This is a genomic window from Oscillibacter sp. (assembly GCF_032060045.1).
Lineage (GTDB): Bacteria > Bacillota > Clostridia > Oscillospirales > Oscillospiraceae > Oscillibacter.
In genome coordinates this window covers 27,932-33,333 of the sequence record NZ_DAMBZJ010000016.1, presented here as the reverse complement: position 1 = coordinate 33,333, position 5,402 = coordinate 27,932, and the positions used below count along the sequence as shown (strand labels likewise).

Sequence of the window (5,402 nt, the reverse complement as noted above, 5' to 3'; positions counted from 1 at the left end):
CGCTACGGTCTGAATGACGGCGTGTGGACGCCCGACAGCCAGAAGGCCTTCACGAAGACGCTGGACCACTCCGTCCGACTGCTGGCCACGGCCTATGAGCTGTGGGACTTCGGGTGCTGGACCCCAATTTTGGAAAAGACCGTTTACACGGGGCTCTTTCAGGTGGGAAAGGCGGTGCTTTCTGGCACCTACCGGGCAGGCAAACCGACGCGTAAGAAAGACAGAAAAGTTGAGGAAACCACATGAATGATCCCTATCAGGTACTCGGCGTCCCCGAATCCGCGTCAGATGCGGAAGTGAAAAAAGCATATTTGGAGTTGGCGCGGAAGTACCATCCCGACAACTACCACGACAATCCTCTGGCGGATCTTGCGCAGGAGAAGATGAAGGAGATCAACGCCGCCTATGAGGAAGTGAACAAGCGGCGGGGCAGTGGGCGGAGCAGCGGCACAAACCGCTCGAACTCCGGCTATGGCGGCTATTCTGGTGGATATGGGTACGGCTACGGCGCGGGCGGGTCCGCGCAGCAGTCTTCCCAAAGCTCCGTTTTGCAGCAGGTGCGCATGGCGGTCAACTCCGGCGATTTGAGCCGGGCGGAAGCTCTGCTTGCAAACTACGCCGACCACAATGCGGAGTGGAATTTTCTTCGGGGCGCGGTGTGCTATCGCCGGGGCTGGCTGGATGAAGCGCGGCGATACTACGAGACTGCCGCCCGGATGGATCCGGGCAACAGGGAGTACCGGCAGGCGCTGGAGTTTATGGACAGCGCGGGAACGTCGGCTTACAGCCCACAGGGCGGTTTCGGGATGGAACAGTGCGGAAACGCCGGGCTTTGCCAACAGCTTTGCTGCACATATCTTTTGTGCAACGGCTGCGGCCTTGGGTTCCGCTGCTTGTAAGGAGCGGCATGTGATAGGGAGGGAACAAAAATGATTAAGAGTATGACCGGCTATGGCCGGGCGAGAAAAACACTTGAAAATCGGGATATCACCGTGGAGGTCCGATCCGTCAACAACCGGTATTTAGACTGCACCGTGAAGCTGCCAAGGGCCTACGTCTTTGCGGAGGACACGGTGCGTAAGCACGTGCAGCAGTCCGTTTCAAGAGGAAAAGTGGATATCCTTTTCAGCATTGATTCCACAGGAGCCGACACCGCCAAGGTGACGGTGGACCGCGGCCTTGCGGAAAGCTATGCGACTGCGCTGAGAGCGCTTTCGGAGATCTGCGGTACAGAGGCAAAAATTTATCCTGAGACGCTGGCCCGGTTTCCCGACGTGCTGAATGTGACAAAGGCGGATGAGGATTTGGACGCGCTGGGTGCCGATATCTGTCTGGTACTGGACGAAGCGCTGTCCGCGTACAATACCATGCGGGCACAGGAAGGCGAGAAGCTGGCTGCCGACATCGGCGGCCGTCTGAACGCAATCGAGGCTTTGACAAAGCGGGTGGAGGAGCGCTCTCCTGAGACGGTGGCGGAGTATCGCCGGAAGCTGACCGCCCGGATGGAAGAGGTTTTGCAAAGCGCCTCCATCGACCCCCAGCGAATTTTGACTGAGGCGGCGATTTACAGCGATAAGGTGGCCGTGGACGAGGAGACAGTCCGCCTGCGCAGCCACCTGTCCCAGCTTCGGGAAATGCTGCGCTCCGACGAACCCATGGGGCGAAAAATGGACTTTCTGATTCAGGAAGTGAATCGGGAGTCCAACACCATCGGATCCAAATGCTGCGACGTTTCCATTGCGCAGGTGGCGGTGGACCTGAAGGCGGAGGTGGAAAAGATCCGCGAACAGGTCCAGAACGTGGAGTAAGGCCGTGAAGCTTATCAACATCGGCTTTGGAAGCCTGATATCCGCAGACCGTCTGGTGGCGGTGGTCAGTCCGGATTCCGCGCCGGTGAAGCGCCTGATTCAGGAGTCCCGGGAGCGGGGAATGCTGATCGACGCAACCTATGGGCGGAAGACCGCCTCGATTTTTGTCATGGACAGCGACCATGTGGTCCTCTCCGCGCTGCCGGTGGAAAAGCTGGCGGGGCGGCTGGGGACTGAAATCCCGTAGGAAGAGGAAGAATAGGATGCAAAAGGGAAAGACTTTCATTATTTCAGGACCCTCCGGGGTGGGAAAGAGCACGGTTTTAAAGGCGCTTTTGAAAAAGCGTTCGAACTTGTACTTTTCCATCTCCGCCACCACCCGGGAACCGCGTCCCGGCGAGGTGGACGGCGTGCACTACCGGTATATGGACGTGGACACGTTCCGGGAGCGAATTGCCAACGAGGAGTTTTTGGAGTATGCCGAGTATGTAGGTAACTTCTACGGCACTCCGAAGCAATACGTGGACGAAGCCATGGAGGTCGGCCAGGACGTGATTTTGGACATTGAAATCCAGGGCGCATTACAGATTTGCGACAAACGGCCCGGAACGCCTCGTATTTTCATCGCCCCGCCTTCCTGGGCGGAGTTGGAAAGGCGACTGACCGAACGGGGAACCGACTCGCCGGAAAAAGTACAGAAACGTCTGCTGCGGGCCAAAGTGGAATTTCAAACGGCCCATACCTATGATTACTTTGTCATCAACGACACCGTGGAAACCGCAGTGGCGGAGTTAGACGCCATCCTGACGGCGGAGCACTGTAAGCCCAGCGATCGCATGGAGATCATCAGCGGCAGATAAGCGACCGCCATCAATCAAAAATTTTAAGCCGAAAGGCAGATAGGAAGAAATTAACTATGATGCTATATCCTGCAATGACCAAGCTCAGCAGCTACATCCCCAACCGGTATATGTTGGTGAATGTGGTGGCCCGGAGGGCACGTCAGATTTCTGAGGCAGCGGAAAGCTCCGGCGAACCGCTGCGCGAAAAGCCCGTGACGTTGGCCATCAATGAGGTTGCGGACGGTAAGCTGGATTCCCGGGGTATGAACCTGACCATCGCGGAGGGCGATGCCGACCAGCAGAGGACACCGCAGGAATAATTTTGCGGATGGGGAGGGACGAGGATGGAACGCTCGGAGATTGCAAAGGTAGCGGTCAGCGCGGCCACGTTTTCCATTGATCGGCCCTATGACTATCTGATTCCCCAGACAATGCTGGAAAAGGCAAAGCCGGGAGTGCGGGTTACTGTGCCTTTTGGCAGGGGAAACCGAAACTGCGAAGGTGTGATTCTGGCCCGGGAAACGGGCCAGAAGCGTGCCGGCGTGAAGCCGCTTTCATCCGTGTTGGATGACGAGCCGGTGCTGGACGGCTGGGGTGTGTCATTGGCGCTGTGGATGCGCCAGCGGTATTTTTGCACCATGTATGAAGCGGTGAAAACCATTCTGCCTGCGGGGCTGTGGTATCGCCTGCGAGAGATTTTTACGCTGATGGAGGGGCTGGACCGTGCCGCCGCCGGAAGTGCTGCCGGAAAAATCAAACATGCGGAGCCGGTGCTGGACGCGATTTTTACCTACGGAGGCAGTGCCGAGCTGAACCAGCTAAAGGCCGTGTGCGGGGAGGACGCAGAGCCTACGCTGCGGTCTTTGTGCAAAAAGGGTGTACTGTCTTCCAGTGTCACCTCCACCCGACGTGTGAGCGACAAGCAGAGCCGGATGGCAGAGCTGACTATGGACGGGGCAGAAGCTTTGGCACTGGTGGAACCACGAAAAAAATCCGCGCCGATGCGTTACGAGGTGGTATTGCTGCTGAGCGCCACAGGCCGAGCATCGGTGCGAGACATCTGTTATTTTACCGGAGCTTCCGTCCAGACACTGAAGGGATTGGAGAAGTCCGGTATTGTGGCGTTTTCGGAGGAAGAACGGCTCCGGATTCCGGAGCCGAAAGAGGTCGCGCCCGGGCCGCCCATTGTCCTTAATGACGAGCAGCAGACTGCCTTTGAGCGGCTTTTGGCCTTGACGCAATCGGGAAAAGCCGAGGCCGCACTGCTTCAGGGCGTCACAGGTAGCGGAAAGACACAAATTTACATCCGTCTGGCGCAGGAGATTCTGGAGCAAGGCAGGTCTGTGCTGGTTTTGGTGCCGGAAATTGTGCTGACGCCCCAGATGATGGAGAAATTTTCGTCCTACTTCGGCGGGGCGGTGGCCATGCTCCACAGCTCTCTGCGGATGACGGAGCGGTATGACCAATGGAAGCGCATTCGCCGGGGAGAGGCCCGGCTGGTGCTGGGCACCCGGTCGGCGGTGTTTGCGCCGTTGGTCAATCTGGGCCTTGTCATCATGGACGAGGAACAGGAGGGGAGCTATGCGTCGGAAAACGCGCCCCGATATCATACGCGAGATGTGGCGAAATTTCGCTGTGCTCAAAGCGGTGCGATGCTGGTGCTGGGCTCCGCCACGCCGGCGGTGGAAACCGCATGGAGCGCGAAGCAGAATCAGTATCATCACGAGCGACTGCGCAGGCGATACAACGAACAGAGCTTGCCTGACGTTCAGGTGGTGGACCTGCGGCAGGAGATCAAGGTCGGAAATTCCGGTGCGCTCAGCGGGTCTCTGCGGCGGGAACTTCGGGAAAACCTGGAGCGGGGAGAGCAGAGCATTCTGTTTCTGAACCGCCGGGGCAACAGCCGGATGCTGGTCTGCGGCGAATGTGGCAGTGTTCCCTCTTGCCCAAGGTGCAGCGTTTCCATGACTTACCACTCTGCCAACGGACGGCTGATGTGCCACTATTGCGGCCATTCCCGCCCCGCCAGCGACGTTTGTCCCGATTGCGGCGGAATCATGAAGCACATCGGGACTGGGACTCAGCGAGTGGAGGAGGAGCTGCGGGATTTATTCCCCGGCGTGGGCGTTTTACGAATGGATGCGGACACCACCGGCGGAGACCATGAAACGCTTTTGAGCCGGTTTGAGCGGGAGCGAATTCCTATTTTATTGGGAACCCAGATGGTCGCCAAGGGCCTTGATTTTGAAAATGTGACGCTGGTGGGTGTACTCAGCGCCGATGCGTCTTTATATTTGGACAATTACCGCGCCGCCGAACGGACATTCAGTCTACTGACACAGGTGGTGGGCCGGGCGGGCCGGGGCGGAAAGAGTGGCCGCGCTGTCATCCAGACCTATACCCCCGGCAACGAGGTGATTCAAAGTGCCGCATTGCAGGATTACGAACGGTTTTACGACAGCGAAATTTCAATGCGGCGCGTCCGCCGTTATCCGCCCTTTGCCGATCTTTTTACCCTTACCGTTTCCGGCGGAGACGAAGGCTCAGTTCTCCGCGCAGCGATGGCCCTGCGGAACGAGCTGGCGATGTTGATGGCGGATGGAGCGGTGCGCGAAACCGAGCCGGAAATCTTAGGCCCTGCACCCGCGCCGGTGCTAAAGATCAACAACCGGTTTCGCTACCGGGTGTTTCTCTCCGGAAAAAATGATAAACCAACCCGGGATCGGGTGGCATGGCTGCTACGCGAGTTTGG

General features: G+C 58.1%; 6 protein-coding genes and 1 pseudogene. All 7 read left to right on the top strand.

Annotated features, from left to right (window positions below; all coding sequences use genetic code 11):
• A pseudogene (locus tag RT018_RS08180) lies at nt 1-246 on the top strand (hypothetical protein); the annotation flags it as partial.
• Nucleotides 243-899, top strand: a complete 657-nt coding sequence (locus RT018_RS08175) for a DnaJ domain-containing protein (RefSeq protein WP_312940897.1) — start codon at nt 243-245, stop codon at nt 897-899. The pseudogene RT018_RS08180 and the gene RT018_RS08175, both read left to right, overlap by 4 nt.
• A 30-nt stretch (nt 900-929) precedes the next feature.
• Nucleotides 930-1,808: a YicC/YloC family endoribonuclease gene (locus RT018_RS08170; RefSeq protein WP_312940896.1), complete on the top strand. Its 879-nt coding sequence runs from the start codon at nt 930-932 to the stop codon at nt 1,806-1,808.
• A 4-nt stretch (nt 1,809-1,812) separates the two neighbouring features.
• On the top strand, nt 1,813-2,055 hold the full coding sequence (locus RT018_RS08165; protein ID WP_312940895.1) for a DUF370 domain-containing protein: 243 nt from the start codon (nt 1,813-1,815) through the stop codon (nt 2,053-2,055).
• A gap of 16 nt (nt 2,056-2,071) precedes the next feature.
• On the top strand, nt 2,072-2,668 hold the full coding sequence (gene gmk / locus RT018_RS08160; RefSeq protein ID WP_312940893.1) for a guanylate kinase: 597 nt from the start codon (nt 2,072-2,074) through the stop codon (nt 2,666-2,668).
• Between the two features lie 56 nt (nt 2,669-2,724).
• The gene (gene rpoZ, locus RT018_RS08155) at nt 2,725-2,970 is read left to right on the top strand and encodes a DNA-directed RNA polymerase subunit omega (protein WP_312940891.1); all 246 of its coding nucleotides are present in this window, start codon (nt 2,725-2,727) and stop codon (nt 2,968-2,970) included.
• 24 nt (nt 2,971-2,994) lie between these two features.
• Nucleotides 2,995-5,402 (top strand): primosomal protein N' (gene priA, locus RT018_RS08150; RefSeq protein ID WP_312940890.1); only part of this gene is annotated, 2,408 nt, incomplete at its 3' end.